We start from the raw sequence: 16,936 nt of genomic DNA on the forward strand, positions 1-16,936 counted from the left end.
TATTCGAACCCGTAGGTTTGATTAGCCGGCAGGCGTAATCGGACGATCGCGGGTCAACAATCAATCGTCGATGGCTCATGCCATCTCATTTCGTTAGGGAGTCAGTCATGCAAAAGCGTCGTCAATCGGGTTTCACCCTGCTGGAAGTCATGGTGGTCATCGTGATCCTGGGGATCCTGGCCAGCCTGGTGGTGCCCAACCTGATGGGCAACAAGGAGAAGGCGGATCAGCAGAAAGCGGTCTCCGACATAGTGGCGCTGGAAAATGCCCTCGACATGTACAAGCTGGACAACAACCGCTACCCGACCACAGAGCAGGGGCTGGATGCCCTGGTCAACAAGCCGACCGCATCACCCGAGCCGCGCAGCTACCGGGAAGGGGGCTACATCAAGCGCCTGCCGCAGGATCCCTGGGGCAACCAGTACCAGCTGCTGAGCCCGGGCCAGTTCGGCAAGCTCGACATCTTCAGCATGGGGCTGGACGGCGAAGCCGGGACGGATGACGACATCGGCAACTGGAATTTGAAGGACTTCCAGTAAGTGATTTGCCGCCCCGTTTGTTCCGCCTTGCTGGAGCGGCCTGAATGAGGGCTGCGCCATCTGCTCGTCGTCAGGCTGGCTTTACTCTGCTGGAAGTCTTGCTGGTCGCCATGTTGATGGGGCTGGTGGCCACCGCCGTCGTCCTCAGCATGGGGGGCGCCCGGGGGGACAGGGAGCTGGACAAGCAGGCGCGTCGCCTCATGGCGACCCTGCAACAGGCGCAGGAGTATTCGGTGATGGATGGCCGGCTGCTGGGATTGAGAGTCGAGCAGAGCGGCTGGCAGTTTATGTCCCGCAATCCCAAGGATCGCAAGTGGCAGGCGCTGACCGGCGACAAGCTGCTGGGGCCGGTGCAACTGCCGGAAGGGGTCACTCTGGCCGTCGAGCTGGAGGGGTTCAGCTGGCGCACAGATTCGGACGAGAAGAGCGAGCAGGGCCGCGACGAGAAGGAGCGCACGCCCCAGATCTTCATCTTTCCGGGGGGGGAGCTCACCCCCTTCGTGCTGACCCTGAGCCAGCAGGACGAGGATCTGAGCTACCTGCGCACCCTGAAGGGGGACGAGTTCGGTCGCCTCTTCCTGCAAGAAGACGAAGAGGAAGAAGAGTGACGGACACCAGCGCAGGCGGCGAGGGAGTTCGTAGCGTCACCCCGGCGGGCGGGCCCGCCAGGGCGCGCGGCATGACGCTGCTGGAGGTCATGGTGGCGCTGGCGGTGTTCGCCATCGCCGGCCTTGCCGTGATGAAGACCGCCAGCGAGCACCTCTCCGGCCTCAACTACCTGGAGCAGAAGACCCTGGCGACCTGGGTGGTGGAAAACCGGCTGGTGCAGCAGAAGCTCGAGGGCAAGTGGCCGGGAGACAGCTGGGTGGAAGGGGACGAGGAGCTGGCCGGACAGACCTGGTACTGGCGCTATCGTGGCGTCGCCACCAGCGACAACAACTTCAAGGCCCTGGACGTGGAGGTGCGCACCGCGCCCAAGGCAGAGAGCCCGGTGGCCATGATGCGGACCTATATCAGCCGATGAATCTGCAGCAACGTGTATACATGACCCGGAGTCGGCGCCAGGCCGGCTTTACCCTGCTTGAGATGCTGGTAGCCATCGCCATCTTCGCCAGCCTCAGCATGGGGGCCTATCAGGTGCTGCAGGGGGTGCTCACCAGCGACGAGGTAGCCAAGCGCAAGGAGCTTCGCCTCTCCGAGCTGCAGCTCGCCTTCAGCCTGCTGGAGCGGGACATCACCCAGATGGTGCCGCGCAGCGGCCGCATCGACGGCGAGAACAACAAGGTGCTGCTGGCGGCCTCCCGCTTCGGCCAGCAGAGCGATGACTGGGGGATGGCCTTTATCCGTGGCGGCTGGCTCAATCCGGACGGCATGCTGCCGCGCTCCGGCTTGCAGCGGGTGGGCTGGCGACTCAAGGAGCAGACCCTGGAGCGGCTGAGCTACCTCTACCCGGATCCCGCGATCGGCACCGAGCCGCGCATTCAGCCGGTGCTGACCGGGGTGACGGCCCTGCGGCTCTATTTCTACGACAAGGGCGCGTGGAAGGAGGAGTGGACCCAACGCGACCTGCTGCCCTATGGGCTGGCGGTGGAGCTGGAGCTGGTGGATTACGGCACCATACGCCGTCAGTTCCTGATCGGTGCCGGCGGCCAGAGGGCGACAAATGAAAACTGATCAGAGTTTCCCTCTAATCGTCACAACGGATAACGGTACCCTTAGTCGTCGCCAGTTCCTGATAGGAGCCGGTGGTCAGAGGGCTGAAAATGGCAATTAAGCGCCGCCGGGGCCCATTCCGTACCACACCCGGCCGGCAAGGGGGCATGGCCCTGCTGGTGGTGCTGCTGATTCTGTCGGTGATGGTGATCATCGCCAGCAACATGAGCGGCCGGTTGCAGCTGGAGCTGCGCCGGACCAGCAACCTCACTGCTGGCAAGCAGGCCTGGTGGTATGCCATGTCGGCGGAGGCGCTGGTGATCAAGGTGCTCAACCAGGACTTCAAGGATGACCCCGATGTGGTCAACCTGGGCCAGAACTGGGCACGGCAGGATGCCGTCTTCCCGGTGGACGACGGCACCCTGTCCGGGCGGGTGCGGGATCTGCAATCCTGCTTCAACCTCAACAGCCTGAGCCTGGCCCTGAAAGAGGGGGAGAGCGGCGATGATCTCGATGGGCAGCCCTATCAGTTCAAGGCGTTCCGGGCGCTGCTCGAGGCGCTGGAGATGGATGAGTACGAGGCGGTGCAGCTCACCGACGCCATCCGCGACTGGACCGACAAGAATACCCAGCTGGTCTCGAGCAACGGGGCCGAGGATGCCTATTACGAGGGGCTCAATCCCCCCTATCTGGTGGCGAACCAGTGGCTGCTGGGAACGGACGAATTGCGGGCCGTGCGCGGGGTGAGCAGCCAGCTCTACGCCCGGCTCGCCCCCTATGTGTGCACCCTGCCAAACGACAAGCTGGTGGTGAACATCAACACCATCAAGCCGGAGCAGGCGGCCCTGCTGGTGGGGCTCTATCAGGGCAAGATAGGGCTGGACGACGCCAAGCGGGTGCTGACCAACCGCCCCAAGAAGGGGTGGAAGGAGAAGAAGGAGATGACGGATGAGCTGTCGGTACAACCGGGTAGCATCACGGGGCTGGACGCCGCGCTGGACATCAAGAGCAGCTTCTTCGAGGCCCGTCTGCTGGCCGAGGTGGGTGATGTGCGAGCCCGGCTGGAGACCGTCTTCCAGCGCGGCAAGGACAACAAGCTGGTGATGCTGCGCCGTCTGAACGACGGTGCCGAATAACAGGGAGATGGCAGGCCTCTGGCCCCCTCTGTCCCGCCCCTTATCTGGACTGCAGCCGACGGCTGCGGCCCCGCCCATCGACGAGGATGCTGGCGGGCATGGCAGGAGAATAATTTGTGAGCGAGAGTCTGGTCATCCGTCTGGGGACCAATGCGCAGCAGCCGGTGCACTGGCTGGTGTGGTCGACGCAGGAGCAGGAGATCATCGCCTCCGGCACCCTGGCCTCGGCCCATGCCCTGGGTGAGCTGCAGGAGCGTGCCGGTGGCCGCCCCGTGGTGACCCTGGTGCCCGGCAGCGATCTCATCTTCCGGCGGGTCAGCCTGCCGGGCAAGTACAGCCGTCAGGCCGCGGCGGCGCTGCCCTATCTGCTCGAGGAGCAGATCGCCTCCGACGTGGACGAGCTGCATCTGGTGGTGCTGGGTCATCAGGGACAGGACGTGGATCTGATGGCGGTGGACAAGGGGAAGATGCAGGAGTGGCTGACTTGGCTGCAGCAGGCGGGGCTCAAGACCCTGCAACTGCTGCCGGACGTGCTGGCCCTGCCGCCCGCAGCCGAAGGGTGGTCAGCCCTGCAACTCGGCGCCGAGTGGCTGATCCGCCAGGGCCCAGTCCAGGGGATAGTCGCCGACGAGCCGCTGCTGGCCATGCTGCTGGCGGCCCAGCCCGAACCCGTCACCATCCATAGCCATACCCCGGCTCCCGCCATCGCGGCCGCCAACTGGCAGGCGGCGGATCCCGAGCTGCCCATGCTGCTGCTGGCGAAAGGGGCGATCGCTTGCCAGGCGAACCTGCTGCAGGGGGCCTATCGACCCCAGACCGAATACGGCCGTTACTGGCTGCAGTGGCGCAAGGTGGCGGTGCTGGCGGGGATACTGCTGCTGGTGGCCCTGGCCCAGCGCGGGGTACAGCTCTATCAACTGACGGAACAGGACAAGGCCCTCAAGGCCGAGATCCGGCAGGTCTATACCCGGATCTTCCCGGGGGAGACCCGCATCGTCAACGTCCGCAGCCAGATGGCCCAGCATCTCAAGTCCCTGGGGCAGGCTCCGCAGGGTGGGGTTCTGCTGCTGCTGACCGAGCTGGCGCCTGTGTTTGCCGAGGTACCCGGTCTCAAGCCCGAAGTGATGCGTTTCGACGCGGCCAGGGGCGAGCTCAGGTTGCAGGTCACGGCCCCCGGTTTCACCGAGATCGAGCGTTTTCGCGAGCTGGCGGGCAAGCGCTTCGAGGTGCAGCAGGGTGAGGTGCGAAGCCATGAGGGCAAGGTGGAAGGGGCGCTGGTGCTGAAGGGGAAATCATCATGATGGACAAACTGCAAATCTGGTGGCGTGGCATCAGTCCCCGCGAGCAGCGGCTGGTGGCGGTGGGCGGTTGTGCCCTGCTGATCGGGCTCTGCTACTGGGTCATCTGGCAGCCCGTCGCCAATCGCATCGACGAGCGGCAGCGGCAGGTGGCCAACCAGCAGCAGACGCTCGCCTGGTTGAAAGAGAAGGGGCAGGAGGTGCTGGCGATGCAGGGGGGCCAAGGCCGCCAGGTAGACACCAGCGGCACCCTGGACGGGGTAGTGAACCGCACCGCCTTCAACCAGAAGATCAAGATAGCCAGGCTGCAACCCCAGGGGCAGGAGCTGCAGGTGTGGATAGACACAGTCCCGTTCGAGGATCTGCTGCTCTGGCTCGCGACCCTCTCCGAGCAGTACGGCGTCCAGGTGCAGATCATAGAGGTGGCCCGGGAGGGGCTGGCTCCCGGCCTGGTCAAGGTCAGGCGTTTGCAGTTGAGCCGCCCCCAATGACACCAAGCGTAATGGGCGCCGTTCGGTTTTTGGCATGGCGCTCAATGTTGGCTCCTGGCTTGGCCCGGGCCGGATCCTTGCAGTCGAGTCCTGTTCTATGAAACAAAAAGTCCTGATCGCCGCCCTGTTTCTGGTGGCCTATCTCGGTTTCCTGCTGGTGAAGTTGCCAGCCACCCTGGTGGTGCGCCATCTGCCGCTGCCCCCCAACCTGGTGCAGCTGGAGGGGGTGAGCGGCACCCTCTGGAGCGGCCAGATTGCCCGGCTGCAATATGCCAGCGAGTCCCTGACCCAGCTGCGCTGGGAGCTCGACGGCTGGTCGCTGTTGCGGCTGGCGCCCGAGGTGTCGGTGCGTTTCGGCGATCGCGCCGGCCTCAACGGTCAGGGGGTGATCGGCTGGAATGGCGCCGCCTTCGGTCGTGACATCACCCTCAACGCCCCCGCGCCCTGGGTGCTGGCGCGGGTGCCCACACGCCTGCCCTTCCCTCTGACGACGGCGGGCCAGTTGCAACTCAAGGTCGATCAGTTCGCCCAGGGCCAGCCCTGGTGTGAGGAGCTTTATGGCAACCTCAACTGGTACGGCGCCGAGGCCGACACCCCGGCGGGCAAGCTGCTGCTGGGGGATCCCGAGCTCAAGCTGACCTGTCTCGACTCCCGTCTGGTGGCCGAGCTCAAGCAGGGCTCCGAGGCGGTGCAGGTGCAGGGCAAGCTGGAGTTGCAGGCCAATCGCCAGTATCTGTTCCAGGGCACCCTCAAGCCTGGGCCCGAGCTGCCGGATCAGATGAAGCAGGGGCTGCCCTTCCTCGGTCAACCCGACGGTCAGGGCCGCTTCCCGCTGCGCTATCAGGGCCGGATCTGAGGGCGCTGTCCTTTGCATACCACACCCCGCTTCGGCGGGGTGTGGTCGTTATGGGGCGGGCGTCTCTGGTGCGCCGCTCGGGGGCGTGATGATGAGGTGGTTGAGAAAGAGGCTGAACAGCTCGGCCCGGGAGCCGAGCCGCAGCTTGCCGTAGAGGTGCTTGCGGTGATTCTTCACTGTGCCGCTGCCGATCCCCAGCTCGACCGCGATTGCCTCGGTATCCAGCCCCTGCAGCAGCAGGCTCGCCACCTGCCGCTCCCGGCGGGTGAGCCTGTCCCCGCCCACGCTGGTCATCGCCTGCTCCACCGTCGCCTTGAGGTCGCTGCCATCGGGCCTGGCCGGGCTTTGAGCCAGCAGCGCTGCCCCCTCCCGCCAGTGCTGACGACACAGCGAATGCACTAGCGGAAACAGCGCCTCCAGCTTGCCCCGCTCCTCCGGGCGAAGGCTCTGGCGCTTGTCGAGGCGGCCCAGAAACAGCATCAGAGTGAGACCGCCGCGCACCGGCAGGATCAGCCCCACCTCCTCCTGCCAGCCGGTGGCCTGATAGAAGTGGTGGCGGTATTCGGGATCCAGCCGCCCCTTCGACACCTGCGCCAGGGTCCAGACCCCGGCGGGGAGGCCGTCCTGAAGCGCCTGCATAAAGGGGTCCTGGCTGAAGTGGCTGGTGAGGTAGCGATCAAACAGCAGGGCCCGCTGGTGGCTCAGATTGTCATGGAGGTAGACCGGGCGCTGCCCCACCCCGAGCAGCAGGGCGCAGTCGAATGCCACCTGCTGCTGGATGAGGCGCACCAGGGCCGCCGCAAAGGCCGGGCTGTGCAGGGCATCGACGACGGCGGTCAGGCTCTGGGTCAGCGAGTCTGTGGCGAGGGGCTGGCTCATGGCGACGGGCTCCGGATGGCGAGAAGAAGGCTTCCCACTATGGCCGGATGCTAGCACAAGAGTGGCAAAACTGTCCCCTGGGGGACATATCCGCCCCGAGTCATAGGGGCGAGTATGGCGACTTTCCCCTGCTGTTGGAGACCCCATGATCGACCCCCATTTGCTTGATGATCTTGCCGAGCGTGGCCTGGTGGCCCAGATGTCCGACCCGGCGGCGCTGGCCGACCATCTCGCCACGCCGCGTACCCTCTACTGCGGCTTCGATCCCACCGCCGGCAGCCTGCACATAGGCCATCTGGTGCCGCTCTTGATGCTGCGCCGCTTCCAGCTGGCCGGCCACACCCCTGTGGCTCTGGTGGGGGGCGCCACCGGCCTCATCGGCGATCCCAGCTTCAAGGCGACCGAGCGCAGCCTCAACAGCGCCGAAACCGTGCAGGGCTGGGTGGCCAGCCTGTCGGCCCAGATCCGGGCGCTGCTGCCCGCGAGCGAGGGGCTGGCGGCACCTGTGCTGGTCAACAACGCCGACTGGATGGGGCAGATGTCCGCCCTCGATTTTCTGCGGGATATCGGCAAGCACTTCTCGGTCAACGCCATGCTGGCCCGCGAATCGGTGCGCCAGCGGCTGGCCCGCCCGGATCAGGGCATCTCGTTCACCGAATTCTCCTACGCCCTGCTGCAATCCCAGGACTTCGCCGTGCTCAACCAGCGTCTCGGTTGCACCCTGCAGATCGGTGGCAACGATCAGTGGGGCAACATCACTAGCGGCATGGATCTCACCCGCCGGCTGCATCAGGCCCAGGTTTATGGCATGACGCTGCCCCTCATCACCAAGGCGGATGGCACCAAGTTCGGCAAGACGGAAGGAGGCGCCATCTGGCTGGATCCGGCGCTCACCTCGCCCTACGCCTTCCATCAGTTCTGGCTCGGCACCGCGGACGAGGATGTCTACCGCTTCCTGCGCTACTACAGCTTTATGCCGCTGGCCGAGATTGATGCGCTGGAGGCGGAAGACGCCGGTCGGCAGGGGCGCAAGCAGGCCCAGCAGGTGCTGGCGGACGAGCTGACCGAACTGGTGCACGGCAAGGGGGCACTGGCGGCGGCGCGGCGCATCGGCGAGCTGCTGTTTTGCGGCGACGTGGCCCGCCTCGGCGAGAGCGATCTCGCCCAGCTGGCCCAGGATGGCATGCCGAGCTGCCGTCTCGAGAAGGAAGCGGATCTGGTGACCCTGCTGGTGTCGACCGGGCTAGCCGGCTCCAGGCGGATTGCCCGCGAGCTGCTGGCCGCCGGTGCCATCAGCCTCAACGGCCAGCTGGCGGAGGGGGGCGAGCTGGTGGAGGGGGACTGGCGCTTTGGCCGCTACCTGCTGCTGCGCAGGGGCAAGAAGCAGTACCATCTGGTGCTGCGCTCCTAGAGGGCCAAGTTTTCCATCAACTAGGTGTTGATAATGGATCTGTTGATGTCGCTGGCCCACCCAGTTCGCGGATCACGTAGTCGAGGAAGTGGGTGATGAGGGCCGAGTCGGCGCGCCTCTGGGTGTAGAGGGCGTAGAAGTGCGCCCCCTTGGGCCGGTAGGCGGGCAGCACCTCGCACACCGAACCCGAAGCCAGCTCATCGGCTACCAGATAGCGGGGCAGGCGGGCGATGCCGAGCCCCTGAGCCATCGCCATCTGGACCGACTTCTTGTTGCTGAAGGCGAGCTCCCCGGCCACCTCCAGGAGGATCTCCTTGCCCTGGTGGAGCAGGGTCCAGTGCTCGCGGCGACCGTAGTCTTGGCTGCGGGTGATGAGGCTGTGATGTTGCAGATCCTGGGGCTGCACCAGGGGCGGATGTGTGGCCAGGTAGGCCTCGCTCGCGCAGAGCACCAGATCGTCCTGGACTATGGGGCGCGCCAGATAGGGCTCGCTGCGCAGCACTGTGCTGCGAAAGGCGACGTGCAGGTTGTCTCGCACCAGGTCGGCGACGTGGTTGGAGAAGTCGGCGATGATCCGCACCTCGGGGTGGCTGGCGCGAAAGCGCAGCAACACTGGGGTCAGCACCACCTCCCCCCAGAGATCCGGCGCCGTGATCCTGAGCTCGCCGCAGAGGCTATGGCGACGCCGTTGCAGGCCGTCGAGCAACTCCTCGTGCAGGGCCACCATCTGGTCGGCCTGCTGGCAGGCCAGCTTGCCCGCATCGGTCAGCTGTACCCGGCGGGTGGTGCGGCTGAGCAGCACGGCCCCCAGGCTCTGCTCCAGATGGCGCAGATCCTTGGAGGCCTTGCTCGGAGTGATGCCGAGGTGGCTGGCGGCCGCGGCGAAGGAGCCGAAGCGGGCGATGGCGAGCAGCAGCCGCATCAGATAGAGGGTGTCGAGTTTGTGGTTATCCATGGGATTCCTCAATTGCATCCTGTTGGGAATGAGTGTCTTTCTTTTCGGCCTGATTATGTCTTTATGGGCTGGGATTATAGTGGCGTCAACGAGGCACAGATGCCAGGAGAAAGACCATGATCCCGATGTTGAATGATGAGTTCCACTTTGTGCGGGCCGGGCAGCGGCTCAAGAATCGGGCCGTACTGGCCCCGCTGACCCACAACATGAGCGCCGACAATGGGGATCCCAGCCGGGCCGAGCTCGACTGGCTGGCCCGCTGCGCCGAGGGAGGCTTTGGCCTGCTCATCGGTGCCGCGACTCAGGTGCAGCCTGGGGGGCGCTGCTGGCCTGGGCAACCGGCCCTGATGACGGATGCCCAGCAGTCGGCCTTTGCAAAGCTGGCGCAGAGCGCCCAGGAAAACGGCGCCCTGGCGCTGCTCCAGCTTCACCACGGTGGGGTCCGTGCCCAGCCCGATCTGAACGGCACTGCCCCGGTCGGCCCCAGCGCCATGGCCCCGGGTATCCGCTATCCGCTTGGGGTCGAGGCACTGACGGAGGCGGATATCCTCCGGCTCATCGATTCCTTCGTGGGGGCCGCCGAGCGTGCCCATGGGGCCGGCCTGCACGGGATCGAGCTCCATGCCGCCCACAACTTCCTGCTCTGCAACTTCCTCAATCCCCTGCTGAACCAACGGGAAGATGGCTGGGGGGGCAATCTGGCCGGGCGGGCACGGCTCCTGATCGCCATAGTGCGGGGGATCCGGGCCAGGCTGCCGAAGCGCTTTCTCATCGGGGTGCGGCTCTCACCGGAGAGCTATGCCCATATCGAGGGGATCCGGCTCGCCAACCAGCTGGCGCTGGCCGAGTTGCTGGCGGAGGAGGAGATCGACTACCTGCACTTCTCCATGGGGGACAGCTTCAAAATGGCGAACGAGGATCCCGACGGTGGCTCCCTGCTGGCGGCGGTGCGAGCCGGGGTCGGGGGGCGGGTGCCGCTCATGGTGGCGGGCCGGATCCGGGACGCCGAGTCCGCCCGGTTGGCCCTGGCCGGCGGCGTGGACCTGGTGGCGGTGGGGGCGGCGGCCATCGGCAACCCGGACTGGATGCAGAGGGTGAGCCGGGCCCAGCCGCTGCGCCAGCCTCCCTTTGGGGCAGCTCTACTGACGGATCTTGGCTTCACCGATCGCGCCCTGGATTACCTCGGCAGCCTGCCGGGCCTGGTGGTCCGTGCCGAGTGTGAGGGGGTGCTATGAGTGACTGGGCCATGCTCTGGATGTTCGTCCTGGCCTTCTTCCTCATCTCCGTCTCCCCCGGCCTGTGCATGATGCTGGCCATGAGCGTCGGCGCCAGTTTGGGGCTGAGGCGAACCCTCTGGGTCATCGCCGGGGAGCTGCTCGGGGTGGGTCTGGTCGCGCTGACCGCCTTGCTGGGCTACACCCGGGTACTGGTGGAACACCCGGCCCTGCTGCAGGGCTTCAAATATGGCGGCGCCCTCTATCTGCTTTGGCTGGGGGTCATGGGTCTGCGCCCTGGCCCCAGCGACGGGCCCGCCCCCGAGGTGGACAGGGGGCGAGCCGGCCTGCTGCTGCGGGGCTTCACCGTGGCCATCTCCAACCCCAAGTCCTGGCTCTTCATGATGACCCTACTGCCCCCCTTCATCAGCCCGGCCCTCGACACTAACGTGCAGACCCTGGCCTTCGTCGCCGTGATAGTGCTCATCGAGAGTGTCAATCTGCTGCTCTACGCCTACGGCGGACAGAGTGCGCACCGCCTGTTGCAGGGGCAGGGAAGGGGCAATCTGCTCGGGCGCATCTCGGCCCTGTTGATGATGGGTATCGCCCTCTATTGGCTGCTGGGGTGAACGAAGAGGGGGAAGCGGCCGTGCACGACCGCCTCCCTTCAGGCCATGAGGGGCAGCAACTCGGCGTAGTCCTTGAGAGCCGGGAAGCGCTGGAACTGCAGGGGCGGCATGGCGCTGTCCGGCTGGTGGATGCCGAGCTGGTGGGCTATGCCGTAGTCGGCGGAGGCGACCAGGATCCGCTCGCTGTCATCGACGAACAGGGTGCGGGCCGGATCGAATGCCAGTCGTTCTGCCAGCGCCTGCCAGCAGTGCTGGCTCTCCTTCGACCAGCCGAGCTCATGGGTGCTCACCATCAGATCCAGATGCCCGGCGAGGCCGAGTCGGGCATCCTTCACCGACAGGCTGGCGGGGTGGGCGTTGGTAAAGAGCACCAGCTGCTTGCCCGCCGCCCGCAGGGCGGCCAGGAAGGGAATGACATGGGGCCGCCACTGGATCTTCTCCAGGATCTCCTGCTTGAGGGCGCGGATGTCGAGCCCGAGCGTCCGGCTCCAGTAATCGACGCAGTACCAGTCGAGGGTGCCGCTGACGGCCTGATAGCGGGCATCGATCTGCGCCTTGGCGTCGGCCAGCGGCAGGCCGAGGCGCGCGGCGTAGCGCTCGGGCACCAGCTGCTGCCAGAGGTGGCTGTCAAAATGAAGGTCGATCAGGGTGCCATCCATGTCGAGCAGAACTGTGTCTATCTGGTGCCAGGGCAGTGGGGTGGGCATGGGGCCTCTTTGTGTCGGACTGGGTGGGGAAAACGGGGGGCATTATAACGGATTTTTCAGGCACCTTTCCGGCCCTTGCCCCGTGGTGTTCCCTCGGGGAGTCGTTTACTCTTGAAGCACTCTTTTTTAACGAGCAGTCAGCCCCGATGAGTGACCCCCACAAGTGCAAACCCGAACACGTCCGCGTCGAGGCCATGGCCCATGACAAGCGCAAGCCGGAGATCCTCAAGGCCGAGCTGGTGGCCGAGAGTCGGCTGTTCAAGGTGGAATCCCTGCATCTGAAATTCAGCAACGGGGAGGAGCGGGTCTACGAGCGGATGCGCGGTGGCAACCGGGGCGCCGTCATGGTGGTGCCCCTGTTCGATGCCCACACCTTGCTGCTGGTGCGCGAATACGCGGCGGGCACTCACTCCTACGAGCTGGGCTTCCCCAAGGGGCTGATCGATCCGGGCGAAGATGCCTTCGAGGCGGGCAACCGGGAGCTGATGGAGGAGGCGGGCTTCGGGGCCCGTGACCTCGTTCCCCTCAAGCAGGTCTCCCTGGCCCCCGGCTATTTTTCCAGTCGGATGGACATACTGCTGGCGCGGGATCTCTACCCCGAGCAGCGGGTGGGCGACGAGCCCGAGCCCCTCGAGGTGATCCCCTGGCCCCTCAATCGCATTGACGAATTGCTGGCGCGACCCGACTTCACCGAGTCGCGCAGCATCAGTGCCCTGCTGCTGGCCAGCAAATGGCTGGCGGAGCAGGAAAGCTAGCCCAAGCGTGGGTAAAGGTAATAAAAACAGAGGATAACAAGATGCAGGAGTTGTTGGCCTGGATACCTGGGGTCAAGGAGATAGCCCGCGAAGCGGGACGTATCCTTCACGAAATCTATCACGGCGGTCAGTTCGAGCGTCAGCTGAAGGAGGATGCGACCCCGGTCACCAGTGCCGATCTTGCTGCCGATGCCTACCTCAAGCAGGCGCTGTCGGCGCTCACCCCCCATGTGCCCGTGCTGACCGAAGAGGCGGCCGATGTGCCCTTCAGCCAGCGAGCCAACTGGCGGCAATACTGGCTGGTGGACCCCCTGGACGGCACCGGCGAGTTCATCGCCGGCAGCGGTGACTTCGCCACCCTGATCGCCCTGGTGCGGGACAATGTCCCGGTGCTCGGGGTCATCTATGCCCCCGAATCCGACGTGCTCTACTGGGCGGTGCGAGGCCACGGCGCCTTCAAGGAGGTGAACGGCGAGGTGTACCCCATCAGCGCCATGCACCACGAGCACGACCAGCCCGACTCCCTGGTGGTGGCCATCAGCCGCCGCCAGAAGCTGGAGAACCTGACCCGCCGCCTCAACCCGGCCATCAACTACGAGCTGATCCCGCTCGGCTCCAGCTCCCTCAAGTCCTGCCTGGTGGCGGAAGGGGCGGCAGACTGCTATGTGCGGCTCGGCCCCACCGGCGAGTGGGATACCGCCGCCGCCCAGTGCATCGTCGAGGCGGCGGGGGGGCGCATCCTCAGCCTGGCGCTGCAGCCGCTCAGCTACAACGAAACGGAGTCGCTGGAGAACCCTGACTTCATCGTGATGGGGGACCCGGATCTCGCCTGGGGCAAGATCCTGACTCACTGAACCGGTTAAAATGTAGCCAGCTCATCCAATCAGGCGGCCTCGTGGCCGCCTGATTGCTTGGTGTGATCCGCTGGCTTGGCGCGGCATATTCAGGTGTATTCGCTACTTAAATGGATTGCTGTAGTGGATCATCACAGCCAAACCCAAAGTGCTGGCATCTATTTTCAGGTAATTCTGAAAACCTCGCATTGGTCGAAATAAAAAATCGACCAGTGGTTATATTTTGGTTTTATATTTTGCGTAATTTGCTGTTTAAAGGTTTAACCGAACAGGGCGGACTGGAAATTCCGCCCAATCTCACTGGCTGACCCGAGCTTTGCCAGTGAGATCTGCCAATGCCGAATTTTGAGAATTAAATGCTAAAGGAGCACAATATTTTTAGATTTTAATACTATATATAAGTGGTTTATCAATGAGTTCATCTGCAGAGGTCACCCGGGAGTTATCCGGTTCCCACTCCACCACTGTCAGCACCGGCTGGCGTCGTCACGATACCCACTGGGTCATCAGCCTGTTTGGCACCGCCGTTGGCGCGGGCATCCTGTTCCTCCCCATCAACCTGGGTCTGGGGGGCATCTGGCCCCTGGTCATAGTCGCGGTACTGGCCGGTCCCATGACCTTCCTGGCCCACCGCGGGTTGGCGCGCTTCGTGCTCTCCTCTTCGCGCCCCCACGCCGACTTCACCGAGGTGGCCGAGGAGCACTTCGGCAAGATGGCCGGTCGCCTCATCTCGGCGCTCTACTTCCTCTCCATCTTCCCTATTCTGCTCATCTACGGGGTCGGGCTCACCAATACGGTGGAGAGCTTCATGATCAACCAGCTCGGCATGGATGCCCCGAACCGGGTGATGCTCTCCGGCCTGCTGGTGTTCGCCATGATCGCCGTGATGATGGCGGGGGAGAAGGCGATGCTGCGGGCCTTCGCCTTCATGGTCTACCCCTTGGCGGCCATTCTGGCGGCGCTCTCCTGCTACCTCATTCCCCAGTGGCACTGGCCGGAGGTGACCGCGTTCGAGGGGGCCAGCTTCCTCAACACCGTCTGGCTGGCGCTGCCGGTCACAGTGTTCGCCTTCAGCCACGCCGCCGCCATCTCCGGCTTTGCCAACGTGCAGCGCCGGGAATATGGCGAGCAGGCTGAAGCAAAGAGCGGCCTGATCCTGCGCAACACCACAGTGATGCTGGTGGGCTTCGTGCTCTTCTTTGTCTTCTCCTGCGCACTGAGCCTCTCGCCCACCCAGCTGGCCGAGGCCAAGGCCCAGAACGTCTCGGTGCTCTCCTATCTTGCCAACATCACAGACAACCCTGTGATAGTGACGCTAGGGCCGCTCATCGCCTTCATCGCCATCAGCTCCTCCTTCCTCGGCCACTTCCTCGGGGCCCGGGAAAGCCTGAAAAGCCTGATCGCCAAGCCCACAGGGCTGTCGCTGGCCAAGGCGGACAAGCTCGGCATCGCCCTGATGTTCTTCGCCATCTGGGGGGCTGCCGTGATCAACCCGGGGATCCTGGGTCTGATGGAGACCCTCTCCGGCCCTGTCATCGCCATGATCCTCTTCATCATGCCGGTGGTGGCCATCTACAAGGTGGAGGCGCTGGCCCGCTTCCGTCAGGGCTGGGTGAACGGCTTTATCCTGCTGACCGGATCGCTCTCGGTCTCGGCCCTGGTCTTCAGCCTGCTGAAGTAACAGCGGCGCGGTGGCTAAAAAGAGAAGAGGCGACCCAAGGGTCGCCTCTTCTCATTTCATGGGGTCTGGGCCTCAGCCCAGCTTGGCGCCGTTCTCCACCGCCTGCTCCGGGATGGCCATCACCACGGCGCCATCGGCCCGGTAGAAGCCGGTCAGCAGAAACTCCGACTGGATGGGGCCTATCTGCTTGGCCGGGAAGTTCACCACGGCGACTATCTGGCGCCCCACCAGCTCCTCCGGCTGATAGAGATCCGTTATCTGGGCGCTGCTCTTGCGCACCCCGAGTTCGGGGCCGAAATCCGCCCACACCTTGTAGGCGGGCTTGCGCGCCTCGGGGAAGGGCTCGACCCGCACCAGGGTGCCCACTCTCAGCTCCACCATCTCGAACTGCTGCCAGCTTATGGTCTGCATCTTGGCTCCTCCTTTCACACACCTTGCATTGACCCCAGCATGCCTCGAAATGGCAGCCCCTGTCTTCGGCAAGGGGCCGGACTGTTATGGCTGCGGGCCGTTTTGCTGGCGCCAGCGCGACGGGGTCAACCCGGTCTCGGCCAGGAAGCGCTCGGCGAAGGCTCCCTGATCCCGATAGCCGCAGCGGCTGGCCACCTCGCCTATGGGCAGTTGGGTATGGGAGAGCAGGGTGCGTGCCAGCGCCATGCGCCGCCCGCGGATGTAGTGGGAGGCGCTCATGCCGAACTGCTGGCGAAAGGCGTGCTTGAACTGGCTCTGGCCGAGGCAGGCAACAGAGGCGAGCCGCTCGTTGCCAAGGGGCTCGGCGAGGTGGGCCTCGATGTGGCGCTGCACTCTTGTCATGCGGGGGGCCAGAGTGGGGCCCATGCCCTGACCCTGGGCCAGCAGGTTCAGCCAGATCTGTTCCATGCCGACCACATGACGACCCTGGCGCACCATCTGATGCAGGAAGGCGAGGTAGTGGCGCTGGGGCTCGTCCAGGAGGATGAAGGGGCGCTCGCCAAGGGCCTCGGGCAGCCAGTGGCTCTCCTGCACCAGGAAGGAGAGCGCCGGGTCGGCGGCGTAGTCGTGACGTTCACCCGGGGCTATGACGCAGGCAAAGCCAGGGGCGAGGCGACGTCCCTGGCCCTGCACCTCGATCTCGAGGGGGCCGTCCAGGGGGATCACCAGCTGGGCGAAGTCGTGGCTGTGGCTGCTGATGTCGCTCTGGTAGCGGCGCAGGCTGAACGAGCTGGGGGCGGATAGGGATGACGCGGCACCGGGCCGCGTCATCGAAGAGGGGGGATTATGTGCCATGGGCCACCGGATTACTCGGCGTCGAAATCTTCGATCTCTTTGCCCAGCGCCTCCATGATGGCGCGCACCTCGGCGGGGACGCTGTCCGGATGATCCTTGCGCAGATCGTCGTCACAGGGCAGCGGTTGACCGGTGAATGCGTGCAGGAAGGCCTCACAGAGCAGCTCGCTGTTGGTCGCATGACGCAGGTTGTTCACCTGGCGACGGGTGCGCTCATCGGTCAACACCTTCAGCACCTTGAGCGGGATCGAGACGGTAATCTTCTTGACCTGTTCGCTCTTCTTGCCGTGCTCCGCATAGGGGCTGACGTAGTCGCCGTTCCACTCTGTACCCATGTTCCACCTGTTCTCGTTTGGCCGTGAGCGCGGATTTTAACCCTTAAGGTATTCAATGGCAATCCAACAGCAAAGCCATTTAGACGTCTAGAAGTGTTGACGGCTTTTTTAAGGTGGCGTAGTGTGATGCACCATGGGCCGGCACTCCGGCCAGCGCAAATGAGAGCGGGGCAGGACGACCTACGAGGCGGATCGGCTCCGGCAACACATCAAGGAGAGTGACATGACCCACAAGGCCACCCTGGCGGTACGTTGTATCGGACATAGAGACAGATCA

20 protein-coding genes are annotated in these 16,936 nt (G+C 64.7%); 14 read left to right on the top strand and 6 right to left on the bottom strand.

What is annotated here, in order from left to right:
* Positions 1 to 107: 107 nt before the first annotated feature.
* The 8 genes from exeG to exeN all read left to right on the top strand — a co-directional run bounded on the left by exeG (position 108) and on the right by exeN (position 5,973).
* Entirely contained in the window at positions 108 to 539 is a 432-nt protein-coding gene (exeG, locus tag ACB030_RS11335; RefSeq protein WP_106885747.1) for a GspG family T2SS major pseudopilin variant ExeG, read from the top strand.
* A 44-nt stretch (positions 540 to 583) separates the two neighbouring features.
* On the top strand, positions 584 to 1,147 hold the full coding sequence (gene exeH / locus ACB030_RS11340; RefSeq protein ID WP_371159814.1) for a GspH family T2SS minor pseudopilin variant ExeH: 564 nt from the start codon (positions 584 to 586) through the stop codon (positions 1,145 to 1,147).
* Complete coding sequence (gspI, locus tag ACB030_RS11345; RefSeq protein ID WP_371159816.1) at positions 1,144 to 1,563, top strand: type II secretion system minor pseudopilin GspI; 420 nt, start codon at positions 1,144 to 1,146, stop codon at positions 1,561 to 1,563. Before exeH ends, gspI begins: the two co-directional genes overlap by 4 nt.
* Before the next feature lie 20 nt (positions 1,564 to 1,583).
* Positions 1,584 to 2,213 carry a GspJ family T2SS minor pseudopilin variant ExeJ gene (gene exeJ / locus ACB030_RS11350; protein ID WP_371159818.1) on the top strand — a complete coding sequence of 210 codons (630 nt, stop codon included), beginning with the start codon at positions 1,584 to 1,586 and terminating at the stop codon, positions 2,211 to 2,213.
* An 89-nt stretch (positions 2,214 to 2,302) separates the two neighbouring features.
* Positions 2,303 to 3,328 carry a GspK family T2SS minor pseudopilin variant ExeK gene (exeK, locus tag ACB030_RS11355; RefSeq protein WP_371159820.1) on the top strand — a complete coding sequence of 342 codons (1,026 nt, stop codon included), beginning with the start codon at positions 2,303 to 2,305 and terminating at the stop codon, positions 3,326 to 3,328.
* Between the two features lie 116 nt (positions 3,329 to 3,444).
* Positions 3,445 to 4,629 carry a GspL family type II secretion system protein ExeL gene (exeL, locus tag ACB030_RS11360; RefSeq protein ID WP_371159822.1) on the top strand — a complete coding sequence of 395 codons (1,185 nt, stop codon included), beginning with the start codon at positions 3,445 to 3,447 and terminating at the stop codon, positions 4,627 to 4,629.
* Entirely contained in the window at positions 4,626 to 5,117 is a 492-nt protein-coding gene (exeM, locus tag ACB030_RS11365; RefSeq protein WP_371159824.1) for a GspM family type II secretion system protein ExeM, read from the top strand. Before exeL ends, exeM begins: the two co-directional genes overlap by 4 nt.
* 97 nt (positions 5,118 to 5,214) lie before the next feature.
* Positions 5,215 to 5,973, top strand: coding sequence for a GspN family type II secretion system protein ExeN (gene exeN, locus ACB030_RS11370; RefSeq protein ID WP_371159826.1), 759 nt, complete (start codon positions 5,215 to 5,217; stop codon positions 5,971 to 5,973).
* Positions 5,974 to 6,021: 48 nt separating this feature from the next.
* Here the strand turns inward: exeN and ACB030_RS11375 are convergent, their stop codons facing one another.
* A complete protein-coding gene (locus ACB030_RS11375; RefSeq protein ID WP_371159828.1) occupies positions 6,022 to 6,852 on the bottom strand; it encodes a LuxR C-terminal-related transcriptional regulator in 831 nt (276 codons plus the stop codon).
* A gap of 145 nt (positions 6,853 to 6,997) precedes the next feature.
* On the opposite strand from ACB030_RS11375, the gene tyrS reads away from it, so the two are divergent.
* Positions 6,998 to 8,263 carry a tyrosine--tRNA ligase gene (tyrS, locus tag ACB030_RS11380; protein WP_371159830.1) on the top strand — a complete coding sequence of 422 codons (1,266 nt, stop codon included), beginning with the start codon at positions 6,998 to 7,000 and terminating at the stop codon, positions 8,261 to 8,263.
* Between the two features lie 16 nt (positions 8,264 to 8,279).
* Here the strand turns inward: tyrS and ACB030_RS11385 are convergent, their stop codons facing one another.
* The gene (locus ACB030_RS11385) at positions 8,280 to 9,218 is read right to left on the bottom strand and encodes a LysR family transcriptional regulator (protein WP_371159832.1); all 939 of its coding nucleotides are present in this window, start codon (positions 9,216 to 9,218) and stop codon (positions 8,280 to 8,282) included.
* Positions 9,219 to 9,334: 116 nt separating this feature from the next.
* Between ACB030_RS11385 and ACB030_RS11390 the strand changes: the two genes are divergently transcribed.
* On the top strand, positions 9,335 to 10,453 hold the full coding sequence (locus ACB030_RS11390; protein WP_371159834.1) for an NADH:flavin oxidoreductase: 1,119 nt from the start codon (positions 9,335 to 9,337) through the stop codon (positions 10,451 to 10,453).
* A complete protein-coding gene (locus ACB030_RS11395) occupies positions 10,450 to 11,061 on the top strand; it encodes a LysE family translocator (protein ID WP_371159836.1) in 612 nt (203 codons plus the stop codon). The genes ACB030_RS11390 and ACB030_RS11395 overlap by 4 nt, the downstream gene beginning before the upstream one ends.
* 38 nt (positions 11,062 to 11,099) lie before the next feature.
* On the opposite strand, the gene yrfG is transcribed toward ACB030_RS11395, so the two are convergent.
* Positions 11,100 to 11,768, bottom strand: coding sequence for a GMP/IMP nucleotidase (gene yrfG, locus ACB030_RS11400; RefSeq protein ID WP_371159838.1), 669 nt, complete (start codon positions 11,766 to 11,768; stop codon positions 11,100 to 11,102).
* 146 nt (positions 11,769 to 11,914) lie between these two features.
* On the opposite strand from yrfG, the gene nudE reads away from it, so the two are divergent.
* The 3 genes from nudE to ACB030_RS11415 all read left to right on the top strand — a co-directional run bounded on the left by nudE (position 11,915) and on the right by ACB030_RS11415 (position 15,058).
* The gene (nudE, locus tag ACB030_RS11405; protein ID WP_371159840.1) at positions 11,915 to 12,523 is read left to right on the top strand and encodes an ADP compounds hydrolase NudE; all 609 of its coding nucleotides are present in this window, start codon (positions 11,915 to 11,917) and stop codon (positions 12,521 to 12,523) included.
* A gap of 41 nt (positions 12,524 to 12,564) precedes the next feature.
* Positions 12,565 to 13,377 carry a 3'(2'),5'-bisphosphate nucleotidase CysQ gene (cysQ, locus tag ACB030_RS11410; RefSeq protein ID WP_371159842.1) on the top strand — a complete coding sequence of 271 codons (813 nt, stop codon included), beginning with the start codon at positions 12,565 to 12,567 and terminating at the stop codon, positions 13,375 to 13,377.
* A 412-nt stretch (positions 13,378 to 13,789) separates the two neighbouring features.
* Complete coding sequence (locus tag ACB030_RS11415; RefSeq protein ID WP_371159844.1) at positions 13,790 to 15,058, top strand: aromatic amino acid transport family protein; 1,269 nt, start codon at positions 13,790 to 13,792, stop codon at positions 15,056 to 15,058.
* A 72-nt stretch (positions 15,059 to 15,130) separates the two neighbouring features.
* On the opposite strand, the gene ACB030_RS11420 is transcribed toward ACB030_RS11415, so the two are convergent.
* The 3 genes from ACB030_RS11420 to metJ form a co-directional block, all read right to left on the bottom strand.
* The gene (locus ACB030_RS11420) at positions 15,131 to 15,469 is read right to left on the bottom strand and encodes a tRNA-binding protein (RefSeq protein ID WP_371159846.1); all 339 of its coding nucleotides are present in this window, start codon (positions 15,467 to 15,469) and stop codon (positions 15,131 to 15,133) included.
* Positions 15,470 to 15,553: 84 nt separating this feature from the next.
* Positions 15,554 to 16,300 carry a helix-turn-helix domain-containing protein gene (locus ACB030_RS11425; RefSeq protein ID WP_371159980.1) on the bottom strand — a complete coding sequence of 249 codons (747 nt, stop codon included), beginning with the start codon at positions 16,298 to 16,300 and terminating at the stop codon, positions 15,554 to 15,556.
* Between the two features lie 35 nt (positions 16,301 to 16,335).
* The gene (metJ, locus tag ACB030_RS11430) at positions 16,336 to 16,659 is read right to left on the bottom strand and encodes a met regulon transcriptional regulator MetJ (RefSeq protein WP_005315809.1); all 324 of its coding nucleotides are present in this window, start codon (positions 16,657 to 16,659) and stop codon (positions 16,336 to 16,338) included.
* Positions 16,660 to 16,936: the final 277 nt, after the last annotated feature.

The sequence above is a fragment of the Aeromonas sp. S16(2024) genome (genome assembly GCF_041403065.1).
Classification (GTDB): domain Bacteria; phylum Pseudomonadota; class Gammaproteobacteria; order Enterobacterales; family Aeromonadaceae; genus Aeromonas.